Origin of the sequence: Chryseobacterium echinoideorum (assembly GCF_007474535.1) — a bacterium.
GTDB lineage: Bacteria > Bacteroidota > Bacteroidia > Flavobacteriales > Weeksellaceae > Chryseobacterium > Chryseobacterium echinoideorum.
The window spans coordinates 38,079-55,626 of the sequence record NZ_VKNW01000012.1; the positions used below are offsets into that span (position 1 = coordinate 38,079).

Annotated in this window: 15 protein-coding genes; 5 read left to right on the plus strand and 10 right to left on the minus strand. The window is 34.6% G+C overall.

Annotation, left to right across the window (positions count from 1 at the left end; all coding sequences use genetic code 11):
- Window positions 1–45 precede the first annotated feature (45 nt).
- The 7 genes from FOL89_RS14870 to FOL89_RS14900 all read right to left on the minus strand — a co-directional run bounded on the left by FOL89_RS14870 (window position 46) and on the right by FOL89_RS14900 (window position 8,648).
- Window positions 46–1,059, minus strand: a complete 1,014-nt coding sequence (locus tag FOL89_RS14870) for a tetratricopeptide repeat protein (RefSeq protein ID WP_144283586.1) — start codon at window positions 1,057–1,059, stop codon at window positions 46–48.
- Entirely contained in the window at window positions 1,052–2,707 is a 1,656-nt protein-coding gene (locus tag FOL89_RS14875) for an APC family permease (RefSeq protein WP_144283587.1), read from the minus strand. Before FOL89_RS14875 ends, FOL89_RS14870 begins: the two co-directional genes overlap by 8 nt.
- A complete protein-coding gene (locus FOL89_RS14880) occupies window positions 2,691–5,087 on the minus strand; it encodes a hypothetical protein (RefSeq protein ID WP_144283588.1) in 2,397 nt (798 codons plus the stop codon). Before FOL89_RS14880 ends, FOL89_RS14875 begins: the two co-directional genes overlap by 17 nt.
- A complete protein-coding gene (locus FOL89_RS14885; protein WP_144283589.1) occupies window positions 5,078–5,821 on the minus strand; it encodes a hypothetical protein in 744 nt (247 codons plus the stop codon). Before FOL89_RS14885 ends, FOL89_RS14880 begins: the two co-directional genes overlap by 10 nt.
- Window positions 5,794–6,927 (minus strand): AAA family ATPase, encoded by a 1,134-nt coding sequence (locus FOL89_RS14890; RefSeq protein ID WP_144283590.1) that lies wholly within the window; start codon window positions 6,925–6,927, stop codon window positions 5,794–5,796. The genes FOL89_RS14885 and FOL89_RS14890 overlap by 28 nt, the downstream gene beginning before the upstream one ends.
- A 142-nt stretch (window positions 6,928–7,069) precedes the next feature.
- Window positions 7,070–7,708: a hypothetical protein gene (locus FOL89_RS14895; RefSeq protein WP_144283591.1), complete on the minus strand. Its 639-nt coding sequence runs from the start codon at window positions 7,706–7,708 to the stop codon at window positions 7,070–7,072.
- A 193-nt stretch (window positions 7,709–7,901) separates the two neighbouring features.
- Window positions 7,902–8,648: an SDR family oxidoreductase gene (locus FOL89_RS14900; protein WP_144283592.1), complete on the minus strand. Its 747-nt coding sequence runs from the start codon at window positions 8,646–8,648 to the stop codon at window positions 7,902–7,904.
- A gap of 107 nt (window positions 8,649–8,755) precedes the next feature.
- On the opposite strand from FOL89_RS14900, the gene FOL89_RS14905 reads away from it, so the two are divergent.
- Both FOL89_RS14905 and deoD read left to right on the plus strand, forming a co-directional pair.
- Window positions 8,756–9,112, plus strand: a complete 357-nt coding sequence (locus FOL89_RS14905) for a winged helix-turn-helix transcriptional regulator (RefSeq protein WP_144283593.1) — start codon at window positions 8,756–8,758, stop codon at window positions 9,110–9,112.
- Between the two features lie 119 nt (window positions 9,113–9,231).
- Window positions 9,232–9,942, plus strand: coding sequence for a purine-nucleoside phosphorylase (gene deoD / locus FOL89_RS14910; RefSeq protein WP_144283594.1), 711 nt, complete (start codon window positions 9,232–9,234; stop codon window positions 9,940–9,942).
- Window positions 9,943–10,004: 62 nt separating this feature from the next.
- On the opposite strand, the gene FOL89_RS14915 is transcribed toward deoD, so the two are convergent.
- From FOL89_RS14915 to FOL89_RS14925, 3 genes are all read right to left on the minus strand, one after another.
- Window positions 10,005–10,775: a Rossmann-fold NAD(P)-binding domain-containing protein gene (locus FOL89_RS14915; RefSeq protein WP_144283595.1), complete on the minus strand. Its 771-nt coding sequence runs from the start codon at window positions 10,773–10,775 to the stop codon at window positions 10,005–10,007.
- Between the two features lie 13 nt (window positions 10,776–10,788).
- A complete protein-coding gene (locus tag FOL89_RS14920; protein WP_144283596.1) occupies window positions 10,789–12,291 on the minus strand; it encodes a carbon-nitrogen hydrolase family protein in 1,503 nt (500 codons plus the stop codon).
- A gap of 105 nt (window positions 12,292–12,396) precedes the next feature.
- Window positions 12,397–13,632: a PQQ-dependent sugar dehydrogenase gene (locus FOL89_RS14925; protein ID WP_144283597.1), complete on the minus strand. Its 1,236-nt coding sequence runs from the start codon at window positions 13,630–13,632 to the stop codon at window positions 12,397–12,399.
- 215 nt (window positions 13,633–13,847) lie between these two features.
- Here FOL89_RS14925 and FOL89_RS14930 point away from each other — a divergent pair, with 215 nt between their 5' ends.
- The 3 genes from FOL89_RS14930 to ribD all read left to right on the plus strand — a co-directional run bounded on the left by FOL89_RS14930 (window position 13,848) and on the right by ribD (window position 17,547).
- Window positions 13,848–14,585, plus strand: coding sequence for a shikimate dehydrogenase family protein (locus FOL89_RS14930; protein WP_144283598.1), 738 nt, complete (start codon window positions 13,848–13,850; stop codon window positions 14,583–14,585).
- A gap of 74 nt (window positions 14,586–14,659) precedes the next feature.
- On the plus strand, window positions 14,660–16,456 hold the full coding sequence (locus FOL89_RS14935; protein WP_144283599.1) for a DUF349 domain-containing protein: 1,797 nt from the start codon (window positions 14,660–14,662) through the stop codon (window positions 16,454–16,456).
- A gap of 65 nt (window positions 16,457–16,521) precedes the next feature.
- Window positions 16,522–17,547 (plus strand): bifunctional diaminohydroxyphosphoribosylaminopyrimidine deaminase/5-amino-6-(5-phosphoribosylamino)uracil reductase RibD, encoded by a 1,026-nt coding sequence (gene ribD / locus FOL89_RS14940; protein WP_144283600.1) that lies wholly within the window; start codon window positions 16,522–16,524, stop codon window positions 17,545–17,547.
- Window position 17,548: the final 1 nt, after the last annotated feature.

Here is a 17,548-nt window from a genome sequence, read left to right on the forward strand (position 1 = left end):
AAAAACCGCCAATTGGCGGTTTTTTGTTTATATAAGGTAATCCATTTAATTTTTAAACATCCTATTCTTTCCGGTTTTATACCTAGAAATATCTTTCAAAACGATCTCGTCCGATGGATTGAAATATTTTAACTCATTGATAATCGAAGAATTTTCATCTATATTTTCAGCGATAATTTCGTAAGCAATATCCCTCGTTACAGACTGAAGCTTTTGATCTTTTTTAAACTCATGCTTGATCACTTCAAGATAAATCAGTTTTTTTTCTGCGGGAGTCTTTTTATACAATTCCTCAATCCTAACCTGTAATTCATCTGCATTGTTGATATTTACGAAATAATTATTCAGGCAATTAAAGGCATCTTTATTTTCGTTCCAGCCTTTCAAAAGAATTTTCTGAGCTTCTTCGGGCAATTCCATTTTCTTGCGGTAAATAAGAGAGCCTTTCACCATCTGATCATTATTGACATAATCATCCACCACCATCTGATAATAACTATTGGCATTTTTCACATCATTCAGCTGCTTATACAAGTCTCCTACTTTTTCTTTTTGCCCTAAATCTTTGTATAAGTCGATAGATTTATGAAACTGTTTTGCCTTTTCGTAGCAATGGGCTGCTTCAGATTTATTTTTTAGTTTCTTGAGATAAATAACTGCCGCCTCGTTATACAAACCGCCATTTTCAAGTGTTTTAGCACCACGATAATTATCCTGAAGCAAATTCATGTATACTTTTGCCGCACGAGTATAATCTTTTTCGTCAATGTATTTCTGCGCCAGTTCTTCATACTTATTTCTCAGTTTATCAAATAATGTTGATTCCAGATAGAAATTCCCGTTACCTGATTTTCTTCTTCCCAAAGAGTTTTTTTCTTTATCTTTTAAAGATGTTAAAACTAAAAAAACAATGAATGCAATTACGAGAAATAGCACCAAAGTTCCCACTACGCTCCAGAAACTTTTGTGAAAAAGCTGCGCAAATATTCCGATCAGCTTAAAGATTGCCAGAATAAAAAATGCAGCCATAAATTTATCTATATACTTCTGCTTATTCATCTTTATCGGTGTTTAAAAGTGTTTTATCTTCGCTGAAAAGACGGTAAAGCACCAGTATAACTGCAATTACGAGTATCCAAAACAGCCAGTTGTAGCCGAACATTTCTACCAAAGGATAAAAAATATAAACCAACATTCCCACAAGCAGAGCCATAAGAAATATTTTCATTCCCTGAGAAAGATGATCTCCACCCAAATGAATTTGTTTCTTTTTAAAGACCCTGAAATACAGAGCAATTCCTCCTGCTATTAAAACAATCAGTCCTAAAATTTCAGAAAGCGAAACACTTTCAGGTTGATCTTCTGACGACAAATTATTTCCTTCCAGATAAGACTGAGGATTTTCAGGAATCTCAGATTGGGGCTCAATGGTTCCGTAAAATCTTCCTAAAGAATCTTCCATCATTTTTTGTTTCTTTGTAAGAACAGATTTCAATATTCCTTCATCTGCCTGATTTCCGGTGCCAGACTTTTTAAGCGAATCTAAAACTTCATCCTGAACTTTCTGCATTTTTCTGACAACAACTTCCTCTATTTTCAGGTTGTAAATGCCTTTCAGCGAATCTTTTGATTTTCTTTCGTCTTCCCGGTATTTTTGAATATCTTTTTCTACTTCCTTCATTGATTTGCCGCGGAAAGATTCAGATTGAGCCATTGTAAAATCATTCATCAGCTTTCCTCTTCTTTTTCTGTATAGAGAATCTATTTTCTGATTGATTTCTGTAACTCCAGATTTGAATGCTAAAATCTTTTCGGTTTCTTTCTGACTTTCAACATTGCCTACCCATTTTTTTTCTCCGTTTTGATGTTCATCTTCATTAAAATAAAAACCGATTCTTGCTAAAGCCAATACAATCAAAAACGTCCAAAAAACCCAGCGGTATTTTTCCGAACCGGAACTTTCTGAAGAATTACTTTGTCCAAAAATTTTACTCCACCATGAGTTTGCAAATCTGAATTTGCTGAAACGATCTCCTCTTGAAGTTCCCATAATATCAAGCGGAACGCCCAATTCTACCGCTCTTTCAGGATATTTTTCAATATATTTTAAATATTTTTCGATTTCTTTTTTGTTACCTGCCATCACTTTTTTCATGTCAAAAGGCAGATTTTTCATCCATTCTTCTTCAGTTTTCGGCTTTTCTAGCGATTCCAGAACTTTTTCGTCATCCATTTCAACCATAAAACTCTTGATTTCAGAAGGAATTTCCACTCCTTTCAAAGGTTTACGAATTGTCTCAGCTGATAATTCCGGATCCTGAATGAGAGAAAGCCAGTCGATTTCTTCATTCAGTTTTACCCAACCGAATTCGGGATGCATGATGAGGTATTGCGCTTCAATATTCTGCCATTCTTCAGGAATTACTTTAGGATAAAAAACAGTATTTTCCGGAATAAAAAACTTATCATCAACACATTGAAAATAAGAATTTCTGCCGATTTCACTCGGAGCAAGATTCCGAAAAACTAAAAAACAACCATACAAAACATTCGGCTCGTTTGAAGGAATCGGAAAAGAACGGACTTCATTCAGATCAATATCTAAAAGATCCATTTCCCGAAGCCATAAAGATGGTGAAGACCCTTTGATTAAAAGTCCTCTTTTCGGAAAAGAATTTTTCGGAAAAGGTTTAATTCTCAATTCCATAATCTAAAATTTGATCTATAAAAGGTTTTAGATATTCCTCATACATCTGCTCCGTGGTTTTCATTTTCAGCAGATTTTCCTGCGGAAGAAAATATTCAGAACCTGAAAATTCAGTTACGGTTCCAATTGCCAAATATCGCTGAATGGAACTCGGAATATAAAAAGCAGGAATGTTTTTATTACTGCTATTGAAAGTCATCATTCCACGAGAGTCTGTGATAATTTCACTGCCTTCAGAAAAAGTAAATTTGTTCTTGTTTTTTGTTGCGAATATTTCAACATTTGATTTGTTTTTTGTTAAAATTAATGCTTCGTTGTAATCAGGTTCCAATGCATATTTGGATATAACCAAATCTTTTGCACTATTGATTCCTATGAAATTAAAATTGCTCAGAAGTTTATTAGTCGAATCGTAAAGTCTATCGAGCTCTGCCTGAACTTTTAAATTATTTTTGGTGATTTCAAGGTCATTTTTTACTGATTCCAACCTGATTTGCCCATCAATATTAATCTCTTCAATTCGTTCAACATTTTCATTCCACAAATAAAACTTTTTATTGAAATAAATTAATTTATAATCATTCGCTGATATACTGATACTAACACTCGTCTCAGAATATTCTTTTGTATTCAAATTGAGCTTAGAAATCAATTTCTTATCCGGTTGATATTGGCACAAAATAAAATGCTGTTGTTTATTTTTTGCTAATGCAAACTGACCTTTCGGCTTTACCGAAATATTTTCCAACAAAACCTCGCATCCACGATGGATTCTATACTGATCATAATATTCCCGATTATAGTAATTGTCTGAAAGATAAGTTTTCAAGAGCTGTTTTTTAGCACTCAAAATGAAAAAATCCCCTTCGTATAAAAATGTAGCAATCTTGTTTACCGGAACCGGAAACAAAATCGGATAATTCATCGGAACATCGGTTGCTTTTATGTTTCTTGTAAGCAAATCCTGGTTTTTTCCTTTTTTCTTGGGTGGATTCGCCCACAATTCCTGCAACGGAAGCATGATTTTCTGGATGTGTTTCCTTGTTCCTTTATGATGTTTGTAAAAGTTCAGCTCACCGTTTGCGGAAGTTGTTACTAAAAATTTCAGGCGATCCCTGTTTTCATGAATGATTTTCTGAAGTTTTTGATGATTTAAATTTTCCTGATGGGTAATAAAAAAAACTTCCAGATCTTTCTCTGTATGTTCTCCGCTGAAAAACTTTTCAAGTGCGTCTGAAACTTCCAGAACCGGACTTACATGATTCTGATTTTCAATTACTTCTTCTACCCTGTTAAGAGAAATGGGGAAAATACCATTTCCCAATCCAAAAACTTTACATTCTGAGTGAGCTTTCGGGTGTTTGATGACTGCAATTGCCGATGCAAACGCCAAAACTTTAGGAGTTCCCCAGTTTTTCAGGGAAGTATCTATTAAAATAATTCTTTCAAAAATATTTTCTTCAGGCGGAATTTCCCGCTGAATGTACAAGGCTTCGTTATTCGCCACACGATTCATAAAAACCTCATCTTCATGAGCAAATTCAGACAAAAGCATTCTGCTGAGATCGCCTTTGTTGGTCATGTCCGAAACTCCGCCAATCGGCTGTTCTCCGGGAGAAAGATGACGCATTGGAATTTTCAGACCGCTCCAGATTCTTTTGATTAAACTTCCGACCTGAAAAGTTTTTGGCTCTTCAATAAGTTCCTGAATAAAATCTTTATCGGTTTCAACGGTCGTTTCTTCTTCAATGACTTCATCTTCCAAATCAGGAATATCAATAATGCCTTTCATAGCATCAATAATAGATTCTGTTGTTGGAAATTTGCTATTTAAACTATCCAGAACCCTTAAATCTCTGGAAAATTTTGCAACGGTTATTTCGGTTTTTTTTGCCGAAGCACTTATTAAAAAAGGAGACTTTCTAAATTCTGAAAGAATTTCTTTAGAAGTACGAACGGTAATTGAATTGAAATCGTCAGTAAATAAAGTCTGAATTAATAAAATTCTGTTTTGTCCTTTTTTATAATTTGATGGCAGATGACTGAGATTATTTAAAAATCTTATCGAAGGATCAATAAAATCTCCAATATACTTTACTGAGCTTTTGGGATTTTTCCTAAGTATATTTTCAAGACTTATTAAATCAACATACCCATCGTTTGTAGCGTAAAGAACTAACAAAAAAGGACTAAACAAAGGCAGCCCATTCTCCAGAGTATTGAGAACTTCTATAATATAAGAACGATAGGCAATAACACCAATACCACGAATTGAGATAAGATTATTTTCGTTGTACCCGCTATCATCCTGAATATCCTCATCGGTTGTCCATTCCCAAATAAAATTTTTGTATGACTGAAAATACTCTCTTACATCCATTCCAAAGATTTTTCTGTTAAACGGAATGAACTTACAGACAATTTTCGGAAATCATTTTTATTAAGATGTAAAACACTTCCGTTTTCGCACCACAAAAGCCATTTTTCATCACATTCATTATATTTTTTCTGCAATAAAAGACTCAAATTTTTAAACTCAAAATCAAAGCCGGTTGGCAAAAAATGACCATCTTTTTCCCAAAATGTTTTTCCCGGAAAACTAAGCATAGGTATTCCAAAAAACAATGCCTTATTTCCAATAACGATCCAGTTGATTTTTTCTACTTTAAATTTTGGCAAGGTTATCAATACGTCTTTTATTTCAGCAATCGAACATAATAGAGCGTTTGCAGCATGCTCTTCTTCACTTGGTTTTAATCTAATCTCAATGTTCTCTTCAATGCCGAAAAAATTATTGTTTGAAATAGGAAATTTTAGCCTTAAAGCTTTATCAATAGGAGTCCAAAGCAAAGCCGTTCTCATTTTTTTGCTTGGAACCAGAGCATCTTTCCTGAATAAAAGCCCATTTTTTAATTCGTACAGCAAAAAATTGGGCAACTGCTTAATTTCCGGTGAAACAGCCTGTTCATCAGTAAAACCTTTCAGCCAGATAACGTCTTCTTCCAAAGCAATCTGAATATTTTTCCAGTCCCGAATCGAGCCCAGAAAATCTTCATCAACACGCGGAATTTCTGCCCAGAATTCTTTTAGACTGTTTGAAGAATCTTTTGCCATAAACTTTCAATTTGTTGTTGAATGTACTGTTTCTGTTCAGGATTTCTGATCCAGTCACAACGGGTTTGAAGGTATCTTAATTTATCTTTAATCACATTCTGCTCTTCAAAACTTAAAGATCCCTCATTCCATTTATCTACTAAAATTTTTACGTCTTTCATCACATCTTCAGGATTGGGTGTTTTATTTTGCAATGCTTGAGGATGAGACTTCGGATGATCATCTTTTTCAATGGTTCTGTTGATGATTCCTTCTAAAATCTCAATCTGTTCTTCAGTATCCCAAATATGTTTTAGCACCCACAAATCTGAAATAATAGCTTCATTTCTTCCACAAATTAAAGCACTTGCCGCAATGAGGTTCTGCAATTTTACAGCTCTACGGTCGGAAATCGCAATTCCTGTATTTCTAAGGCTCAGTATAGTATTTAAATAAATTTCGTAAATAGGTCTTAAATCAATTGTTTTACAAAGTTGCTGAAGCTCTTTTATTTCATGTGATAGAATTTCAGGAGTTTCTGTTTCGCTGTCATTTTCTAATTTTCTTCCTGCTAAAAGTACCTGATGAAGAAGATCCGGATGTACATAATCCACATTAATTCTGATGAGAAAACGGTCGAACAAGGCATTCAATGCTTCGTCTTCGGGAAGCACATTGCTCGCTCCTACGAACATCAACGCAGGAAGATGTTTGGTTTCTTTTCCCCGCTTGAAGATCTTTTCATTTAGAGCCATCAAAAGAGAATTGAGAATTGCTGAGTTTGCATTAAAAATTTCATCCAGAAAAACCATGGATGCTTCCGGCATCATTCCTTCGGTGTTGGTAGATAATTCCCCTTCTTTTAATTTTCTGATATCAAAAGGCCCGAAAATTTCGTTTGGCTCTGTGAAACGGGTTAATAAATATTCAAAGTTTTTTCCATCTTTCACTGTTTTAGACAAAGTTCTTACAATAGCTGATTTTGCGGTTCCGGGAGGTCCGTATAAAAAGGCATTTTCTCTTGCTAAAAGGCAGATTCCCAATAAATCGACAACGTCATTTTTGCCAACGAATGTATTTTTAACGAAAGCTAAAACTTTGTTTAATTTTTCTATATTTTGAGTCATTTGTTTTTGTATTATAATTTTTGTTCTCTTTTTAAACGCAAAGTGTGCAACGTTTCTTTTAAGTGCTACCTGTTTTTAAGCTCGCTATGGCGTTTGACTATGTCGAATCTTCGACTTCACTCAGCTAAGAAATATAAAAACTTTAATTGTTCATTATTTTTAATTCTCTCCAGAAATTATCCTTATGCATTCCAAATTCAGCAATCAATAATTGGTTAATGAAAGGAATTTCAGCAAGTTTATAATCTTTTTTCTCAACAATTCTTTCGAGATATAGCTTCCGGTAGGTTTTATCTTTCAATTCTTCTTCCCAATTGATATTTTCCAAGTCCAGATCATATCCTATTCCTGAATAATGAAATTGCAGTAAAATACTTTCCAGCATTTTAATCAATGGATCTTCCGGATCTGCGCTTTGTAAGGCTTCAATAATTTGCGGTAAAAACCTTAACGTCAAATCTGCTGAAACTATGGATGAGACATTTCTTTCTCCTTTAAATACAGGAATTAGTTTATCCAGATCCTTTGCAGTGTCTTTTCTTATCAGATGCAATTGTGCGCTATGATAAACCACTTTACCTGCCCAAACTGCGGTTTCTCGGTCAAAGCTGATTTTGTCTGATAAAAATTCGAGTCGCTCTTTTTCGAACTCAGATTCGAAATAATCGGCAGCATTTTCTTCCTCTTTTTTCGAAATCTGCGGTATATCTGTAAAAATGGTAATACACTGCTCTTTTCTCAGCAGAAAAAGGGTGTCTAAAAATGGGGATTTATTATCCATCATTTAACAAAAATAGAATTATTTCAAATATGAAAAAATTGATTTATCAAAACTTAACAATTTAATTCTTATTATTTTTAAAAACACTGGATGACAATGAAAATATCCTTTAACAAACCATAAAAAAATAAAACAACCGCAAAGTACTTTACACTTTACGGTTGTTTTATTTGAAAATTTTAATTTCAAAAAACTATTTCAGAAGATAGCCAATTGCGCCTCCATCCACCAAGAGTTCACTTCCGGTAATAAAACTTGCCTGGTCAGAAGCTAAGAAGAGAACCGCCTTTGCAATTTCCGAAGGATCACCCATCCTTCCCAATGCGACAGATTTTGCAAATTCATCCTGCATTTCGAGGCTTGGAACTGCTTTGTCAAAACCTTCCGTTTTTGTCGGTCCCGGACTTACAATATTTACTCTTATTTTTCTTTCTGCGAGTTCATTGGCTGCAATCTGGGCAATTTTATTTACTGCTCCTTTCGTCGCCGAATAAATGCTTCCGTGCATCTGTGCGGTAGTAGCAACCGTTGAAGAATTAAAGACAACTGAAGAACCTTCCGTAAAATGCGGAATCAGCTTTTGTAAGGTAAAAAAATAACCTTTTACATTGGTATTAAACTGGTAATCAAAGTCTTCTTCAGTCGCATGCTCAATCGGTGCAAAAACAGCAGTTCCGGCATTCAGGAAAAGAACATCTACTTTATTTCCGCTATCTGCAACATACTTTTCGAGACTGGTAATTCCCGACATGGTTGAAGTATCAGAAACAATGGTTTTCAGTTTTGAATTATTGATTCTTGCTTCTGCTTTTTTAAGATTTTCAGCATTCCTACCCGTTATTAAAACATTTGCTCCAGCTTCTATAAATGCTTTTGCTGTTGCAAATCCTATTCCTGTGCTTCCGCCAGTGATTACTACATTTTTGTCTGTAAAATTCATCGTGTACTTATTTATTTTTGTTTTACAGAGCAAAACTATGACATATTAGTTACTTTTAGTAACTTTGCACTGATAAATAACAGTAACAACGAGGTAACAAAGTAACAATGGAGTGCAAAGCAATAAATTTTCAGCAGGAATACAAAAAAGAAATGCGTGCAGTACAGGATTCTATGGATGTTCTTCACGGTAAATGGAAGATTGCCATTTTATCATCAATCTGCTATTACAGCAAACGCAGATTTTCGGATATTCTGAATGATATTGATGGAATTTCAAACCGAATGCTCAGCAAAGAATTAAAAGAACTTGAATTTAATAAACTTATTGAAAGAAAAGTACTGAATACACAGCCGGTAACTGTAGAATACACGCTCACCGAACACGGAAACACCTTAAAAATCATTATCGAAAATCTTCATCAATGGGGAGTTGAGCACAGAAAAAAAATTGTGGAAGGCTAAAGAATTATTTATTCAAAGATCAAAATCGCTAATCTCTTGAAAATAGACGGATGTATTGAGATAATGATTGGCTTAAAAAAACTTATTTTTATTATCTTTGCTTTCGTTAAAACAATAATATGAGCATTCACATCAGCGCTAAAAAAGGAGAAATCGCAAAAGTAGTTTTACAGCCCGGAGATCCTTTGAGAGCTAAATATATTGCTGAAAATTTTCTTGAAAACGCAAAACTGGTAAGCCAGACAAGAGGTATTTTTTATTATACAGGAACCTATAAAGGTAAAGAAATCTCTGTCGGAGCAAGCGGAATGGGTTTCCCAAGTATCGGAATTTATTCTTTTGAACTTTTTACGGAATATGAGGTAGATACCATCATCAGAATCGGAACTTGTGGCGGATATTCTAATGATGTAAAATTGTTTGACCTGCTGAATGTGGAGAATGCAGCAAGCGAAAGTACGTACGCCAAATTTGCGTGGGGATTTGAGGAAGATATTATTTCTCATCAGGGAAATATTTATGGGATCATTAATGAAACCGCTGAAGAACTCGGTTTAAAAACCAGAGCCACCAATATTCACAGCAGTGATATTTTTTACAGAAAAGATCCTGCCGTTCCTGAAATTGCGACAAAATACAATTGTCCTGCTGTAGAGATGGAAGCTTTCGGATTATTTGCCAACGCCAAACAATTGGGAAAAAATGCAGCAACTATTCTTACCGTTTCGGATATTATTCCTACTCATGAACAAATTTCCGCTGACGAAAGAGAAAGAGCTTTGAAACCAATGATAGAACTGGCTCTGGAATCTGCATTAAAGGTAATTTAGTTTTTAAAACACATAAAATTAAAGCTCATTTCGTTTTGAAATGAGCTTTTTATTTTAGTCCGTTATTCACTTTTTAAATGAAAAAAATTCGGATCAGGATATTTAAAGCGAAAACCAAGCTCTGAAATGATCTTTTGTGATGAAATAATTCTATTTTCCTGATTAAATTCATCAGGTAAAGGAAGGTTTTTCTGACTGCAGATCACTTCGGCTTTTGTCGGATGAACCGGTGCCACAATATTGTATAATTTTGAACTCAATCCTTGATTAATCATCAATTCTATCACCGAAGCAATATCTTCGTAATGAATGTGGTTTACACGCGCATTGACATCTGATACGTTATAATTGCTCAATAATCTGTTGTCTCCCATTAAACCAGCCAGCCGAAGAATATTGATCTGGGGATATCTTTTTTTGATTATACTTTCTTCCGGAACTTGTTCAGAAAGTAAATCTTTTTCTGAAAATCCCCGAAGCGAATCAGGATACACTCCCGTGGAATTCATAAAAAATATTTGTCCCTCATAATCTCCAATGAATGAAAATAAATTCTGAAACCTATTGTATAAAGCTTCCTGTGAAGACCTTTTATGAGAAAAAGGAATTGTAATAATTACGGCATCCAGATTTATAATTTCTTTCCATTGATCAATATTGGTCATCATTTTATCATCCGGAAAACTTACAATTGTGGGATTGAAATTTTTTGATCGTAAAGTTTTTAATTTTTCAGAATTGGTTGTGGTGGTAAATATTTCAAAATCCGAATTCCATTTTTCGGCTAATCTTAAACCCAGCCAACCGCAGCCGATGATTCCTATTTTCTTCATTTTAATATTATAATTACCTTAAATATGTTTCGTACAAATCTTTTCTGCGATCATTCAAAATCTGAACAGAACCATTATAATGAAGATCTTTCAATAAGTTTAAATCTACATCCACAATTAAAGTCATTTCTGTATTGGGTGTTGCTTCCCCTTTGATGGCATTTGATGGAAATGCAAAATCTGATGGCGTAAAAACCGCAGCCTGACCAAATTGAATATCCATATTATTTACTCCCGGTAAATTTCCTACACATCCTGCAATGGCAACATAACATTCGTTTTCTATGGCTCTTGCTGCCGCACAATGACGAACTCTGGTATATGCATTCTGCGTATCAGTAAGATAAGGAACAAAAAGAATTTTCATTCCCTGATCGGCGAGAATTCTCGGCAGTTCCGGAAATTCCACATCATAACAGATCACCAAACCGATTTTTCCGCAGTCTGTATCAAAAACTTTGATCTCACTCCCACCTTTCATCCCATAATATTTCCTTTCATTCGGAGTGATATGTACTTTTCTGTATTCATCTATTCTTCCGTCACGATGCAGCAGATAACTGATATTATACAACTCGTTATTCTCATAAATCGGCATACTTCCGGAGATGATATTGACATTATAGCTTATTGCCAGTTCAGAGATTTTGTTTTTGATCTGCTCTGTGAGTTTTGCCAGTTCAATCATACTGTCTCTCTCCGAAAGCTTATTGAAAGGCGCAAGCAATGGGGTATTAAACAATTCCGGGAAAAGTACAAAATCTGACTTGTAATCTCCCATTACATTGACAAAAAACTCTACTTGCTCATAAAATGCATTAATATCCTTAAAATGTCTCATTTGCCATTGTACGAGCCCAAGCCTCACCACGCTATCTTGCATCGTGTTGGGCTTTTTGCTGTAATAAATATTATTCCACTGCATCAAAACTGCGTTTTCGCGGGAAGCTTCGTCTTCCGGAAGATATTTTTTAAGAACTTTTATCGGCAAGAAATTGTTGGAGAGTTGAAATGAAAGTACAGGATCATACATTTCTTTATCTCTTACTTTTCTAATGTATTCTCTAGGTGAAAGCTCGTGACTGTATTTATGATAATGAGGAATTCTTCCACCCAGAATGATAGATTTAAGGTTGAGCTGCTCACAAAGTTCTTTTCTGGCATCGTATAACCTTCTGCCCAATCTAAGCTCACGATACTGAGGATCTACAAATATTTCAATTCCATATAGCACATTTCCTGTTGATATATGAGTATTAAATGTATAATTCCCGGTAATGTCGCTGTAGGTATGATCGTCGCCAAACTCGTCATAATTAACAATAATAGATAAAGCAACCGCAGCAATTTTATCATCTACAGTGATACAGATTTGCCCTGCTTCAAAAATTTTGTTGAGTTTTGCAATACTCTTTTTTGACCAGACGTACTCCGACATTTGTGGATATGCTCTTCTCATGGTTTCCACCAATTCATCATAATCTTCTACTTTCAGCGTTCGTGTTTCTATCTGCATATTTTATTTTTTTTCTAAAGTTACTAAAAACATAGAAAATATCAAGTTTAGTAAGCTTTTGCAATTTTGAGAAATTTATAATTCAAAATATCGTTTTCATTAGCATTATTGTTTCTGAATTTTATATAATCTTCCTCCATCCGTGATGGCATATAAAGCATTGTCTGTTCCCTGAACAATATCCCTGAAACGTTGTCCTTCATTTTCAAGCAGACGTTCTTCTCCCATAACTTTATTATCTTTAATTACCAGCCTTACAATGTGCTGACCGCTCAAAGCTCCTATGAAAAGATTATTCTGCCATTCAGGAATACTGTTTCCACGATAAAAGGTCATTCCGCTTGGTGAAATAACCGGATCCCAGTAGTAAATCGGCTGCTCCATACCGCTTTGTTGCTGTATTCCGTTACCAATAATTGCTCCGCTATATTCAATACCGTAAGTGATTGTAGGCCATCCATAATTTTTCCCTGGTAAAACCCTATTGATCTCATCACCGCCTCTTGGTCCATGCTCACTCTGCCACAACTCTCCCGTCATAGGATGTATTGCAATTCCTTGTGGATTTCTATGTCCAATACTATATAATTCCGGCAATGCTCCCGATTGAGAAAATGCAGGATTTCCAGATGCAGGATTTCCGTCTTTAGTAATTCTAATAATTTTTCCAATTGCTGCTGTAACAGATTGTGCCAAAGGTCTTGTTGATAAATCTGATCTTTCACCAACACTTATCATCAGGTTTCCTGACGAATCAAATAAAATTCTTCCGCCATAATGTAGATTGCCGGCTGAAGATGAAGGATTCGCTCTATAAATAACTGTCGGATTCTGTATACTTGTTTCAGAGGCAGAAAGTGTTCCTTTTGCAACGGAAGTTATTGTTCCTCCCGCAACATTTTCAGAGAAAACCCAATAAATCATTTTATTGGAAGAAAACTGAGGATCAATACAAACTCCAAGCAAACCTCCCTGTCCGTTTGAGTTTACAGAAGGAATTCCAGTAATAGGATTCCCTACAACTCCCAAATTGGTAACAATTCTCATGGTTCCGGATTTCTCGGTGATCAAGAGTCTTCCGTCCGGCAAGGCAGTAATTCCCCAAGGTGAATTAAGCGAAGAGGCAATAACTGTACTTGTGAAAGGAGTAGCGGTTTTGACACCATTTGCTCTGGTTTGTCCGGCAAAAGCAGGCGGGTAATTAGTATTTGCAGGATTATTCTCGACTGGCGGATAAATTGCTTCATTAATAGGTTCTTCAATAATCTGTTCAAGATTATCTGAACAGCTGACTAAAAAAACTGCAGAAGCAAACAAAAGATAACTTTTTTTGAATTTCATGACTGATGATTTGGTGATTTGATAGTATGAAATCAAATTCTACACCAACATACAGCGTATCTGTACAACAATCAAGTTATCACAATTCCAAAATAAATTATTAAAATCTACCTATTACACAATTCATTAGCAATCAGTAAATTTTATTAATTATGATAATTAATAATTATTCATCAAAAATTCAATCTTATCCGTCTTTTTACTAATTTTGAATTATGGAAACGACACATAAACTAGGACTGATTGGCAAGAATATCTCCTACTCTTTTTCAAAGAAATATTTTGAAGATAAGTTTAAAAAGAAAAAACTGACCCATTTTTCTTATGATATTTTTGATGTTCAGAAAATTGATGAGGTTGAAAAAATTTTCTCAGATCCAACTATTTCCGGCTTAAATGTTACCATTCCATATAAAGAAGAAATAATCTCATATTTAGACGATCTAAGTGACGAAGCCAGAAAAATTGGTGCAGTAAACTGTATTTTATTTGAAAATGGTAAAAAAACGGGCTACAATACCGATGCTTTCGGATTTGAAAAAACACTTATTGCACACAAAAAAAATCATCATCAATCTGCACTTGTTTTAGGAAATGGCGGTGCAGCAAAAGCTGTACATTATGTTTTAAACAAAAATGAAATTCCATTTCAAACGGTATCCAGAAAATCTGAAATTAATTTTGAAAATTTGGATAATGACCTAGTTTCTCAAAATAAAATTATCATTCAGTGTACACCTGTAGGAACTTTCCCCAATACGGAAGATTGTCTGAAATTCCCTTTTGAAGCACTCACAAATCAACATTTGGTGATTGATCTTATATATAATCCTGAATGTTCAAAATTTCTTCTCAACGCAGCCGGACAAGGTGCAAAAACCGTGAATGGATTTTATATGCTGGAACAACAGGCAGAAAAAGCGTGGGAAATTTGGTCATTTCAAAAAAAATAACATAAATTAGTAACTTAATTGGCTGCATCAACTGATTTTAAGAAATTTAATGCCATTATCATAAAAGATTTGCTATGACAACAGAAAATAATCTTTCTGAAAACGAAGAAAACAAACCCTCAGTGGAAGTTCAGGAAAACGAAGAAAACATCGACAAACAAGAAGAAAATCATCAGGATGATCATGGCGATAACGATCATAATTCTGTTGCCGACCTGTCTCTTTCCGAAACATTAAAGGAAATGGAGAAAATCATCAATTCCAATAACGCCGGAGAAAGATTCCGTGAGTTTAATGTACTGAAAGAAAAAGCAAATCACGCTATCCATGATGAGATAGAAGATAAGAAGCATGAATATATTGACGCAGGAAATGCACCTGAGGATTTCAGCTACGAGCATCCGCAACAATCAAAACTTTCTGCACTGATCCATATTTTCAAAGAAAAATATGACAACTTTCACAAAAACCAGGAAGAAGAGCATAAAAAAAATCTTGAACATCGTCAAGGAATTATTGAAAGACTTAAAAATCTCTATACCAATTCCGAGCCTGGTGTGAATCTCTTCAAATCAATACGTGAGATTAAAGAAGAATGGACCAATGCGGGTCAGGTTGCCAAATCAGAATTTAAAATCCTGAACAATAATTACTTTCATCATCTGAATCAGTTTTATCAGATGCTGGATATGAACAAAGAGTTTCTGGAGCAGGAATACAGCCACAATTTAGAAAAAAGGCAACATATTATTGCTCGTGCTAAAGAGTTGGAAAATGAGCAAGTGGTACAAAAAGCATTAAATGAGCTTCAATATCTTCACAAACTCTGGAAAGAAGAGGCAGAGCCTGTAGCAGAGGAGTTCCGCGAAAAAACATGGGAAGAATTTAAAGAAATTTCAAATAAAATCCATGAAAGAAAGACTGAACTTTCCGCAGCAATTGAGGCTGAGCAAAATGCTAATCTTGGGAAGAAAAATGAAATTATTGAAGAAATAAAAAAGCTTTCTGAGCCACAGGAAAATCCTAACCATAATTATTGGCAAAACGCTATTAAAAGAGTTGAGGAACTTCGTACAGAGTTTCTGAAAACAGGAAGTGTTCCCAGAAAACTTTCAAACAATAACTGGACGGATTTTAAAACCACTCTCAGAAGTTTTAATACAACAAAAAATAATTATTATAAATCTCTGAAAGGTTCACAGCAGCAAAATCTTGAGGAAAAGATAAAGCTCATTCAGACCGCTAAAGATAATATGCATTCTGAAGAATGGGATATTGCGGTAGCTTTATTCAAAAAACTTCAGGAAGACTGGAAGAAAATAGGACATGTGCCTAAAAGCATGACCAATAAAATCTGGGACGAATTCCGTGATGCATGCAACACATTTTTTAATAATTATCGTGAAAAAAGCAGTGCTTCTACTGATAACTGGAAGGAAAATTATAAGCTTAAAAAAGATCTTCTTGAAGAACTGAAAGCAATTTCTAACGATGAAGGAAGCATAGAAAAAATTGAGGCGATCAAAACTTCATGGAATAATATCGGAAAAGTACCGAGAGACAAGATGGCTATCAATTCAGAATTCAACCGCACGTTAAGGGAGAAACTGAAACTTAATAAAATTAATGAGCTTGAGCTCAAAGAAGAAGGTTTATCTGAAAATCAATTAACAGATAAAGCAAGAAAAATCAAAAGCCAGATTGCCGATCTGGAATCTGAAATTTCAAAACTTGAAAATAATTTAGCCTTCTTTAATAAACCAACAAGAGAAAATCCGCTCCTTAGAGATACTTATAATACAATTGATGACAAAAAAGCTCACCTTGAGACTTTAAAACAGAATCTTCACAGTATTATTTCCGGTGAATAAATTAAAAATAAAGTATTGATCTTATAAGGCGAAGCAAAGACATTTGTATTCGCTTTTTTTGTCTTATGCAGCACGAAATTTTTATCAGAAGATGTATTGAGCTGGCTCAGAAAGCCACAGGAAATACCTACCCAAATCCTTTAGTAGGAAGTGTTATCGTTCACAACGGCAAAATTATTGGCGAAGGATATCACCACAAATCCGGGGAAAACCATGCAGAAATCAACGCCATTCATTCTGTTGAAGATAAAAGCCTTATTCCGGAATCTACTATTTATGTGTCATTAGAACCCTGCGCACACTATGGGAAAACCCCGCCATGTGCTTTGAAAATTGTGGAAATGGGCTTTAAAAAAGTGGTGATCGGCGCAATGGACTCTCATGAAAAAGTAAACGGAAAAGGAAAAAAAATAATTCAGGATGCAGGTATTGAAGTGGTTTCCGGAATACTTGAAGATGAATGTATTGCACTGAATAAGAGATTTTTCACTTTTCATAATAAAAGACGTCCTTTTATTGTACTGAAATGGGCAGAATCTAAAGATCATTTTATGGACAAAGATTTCAAGCCTACACAAATCAGCAACTCTCTTACCAAACAGTTTGTACATCAGCTGCGAAATAATGAGCATTCGATTTTAATCGGAACCATGACTGCTCTGCGAGACAATCCAAGTCTTACAACAAGAGAAATTATTGGAAGAAATCCTGCAAGAATTTTAATTGACATTGATCTAAAAGTCCCAAAAGATTATCATATATTTAATCATGAAGCCGAAACTCTTGTATTTAACTCTATTAAAGATTCAGAGGAAGGGAACATTAAATTTATCAAAACATCAAGAGAAAATTTCATCCTTAATCTTTTAAAAAAACTTTATGAAATGCAGATACAATCTGTCATTGTTGAAGGAGGAGGTTATGTCTTACAACAGTTTATTGATGCCAGCTTGTGGGATGAAACTCTGATTATAAGAAATAACAACCTTACGTTGGAAAACGGAACAAAAGCTCCAAAATTCATAGAAGTCCCATATAATATAGCCGACTTTAGAGATAACTGCATTGAATTTTACAAAAATTCAAACTAAA